General features: G+C 65.4%; 1 protein-coding gene. It reads left to right on the top strand.

What is annotated here, in order from left to right; genetic code table 11:
* Positions 1 to 837 (top strand): DUF1522 domain-containing protein (locus IF809_RS38640; RefSeq protein ID WP_462840089.1); only part of this gene is annotated, 837 nt, incomplete at both ends.

Below are 837 nucleotides of genomic sequence, written 5' to 3'. Positions count from 1 at the left end.
CAGAACCTGCTCTCCCTCCAGTCCACCGCCGACCTCCTCGCCACCACCCAGTCGCGTCTGTCGACCGGCAAGAAGGTGAACTCGGCGCTGGATAACCCCACCAACTTCTTCACCGCCCAGTCGCTCGACAACCGCGCCAGCGACATCAACAATCTGCTCGATGGCATTGCCAACGGCGTGCAGGTGCTGCAGGCCGCCAACACCGGCATCACCTCGCTCTCGAAGCTGCTCGACTCCGCGAAGTCGATCGCCAACCAGGCGCTGCAGACCACGGTTGGCTACTCCACCAAGTCGAACGTCTCGACCACGATCGCCGGTGCGACCTCGTCCGACCTGCGTGGCACCACGACCTATACCAGTGCGACCGCGCTCTCCAACGTGCTGTTCGACGGCACCGCGGGCGGTGCACACGCCGCGACCGGTGCGACCACCCTCGGCGGCACGATTGGCGCGGTCACCGGCAGTGCCCTCACCGATACCTCGTCGGCTGCTATCACCGGGGCGACCAAGCTGTTTGACGCGACCGCTGGCTTGACCACCGGCGCCAACACCAAGTTCACCGATGGTTCCGTGCTCACCGTCGATGGCCACACCATCACCTTCTCGGCGACGGCTGTGCCGACAACGCCTCCGACTGGCTATGGCACGAGCGGCAACATCGCCACCGATGGCAATGGCAATTCGATCATCTATATGGGCACCAGCACGACCACCACGTCGGCGACGGTGGGCGATGTGCTCAAGGCGATCGACCTTGCTTCCGGCGTGAGGGGCGCGACGATCTCCGGCGGTGCTGCCACCATCAACGCTAACAACGCCGGCCAGACCGCGTCCGCG

The sequence above is a fragment of the Bradyrhizobium sp. UFLA06-24 genome (assembly GCF_054967145.1).
This window is presented reverse-complemented; position numbering and strand designations above follow the sequence as displayed.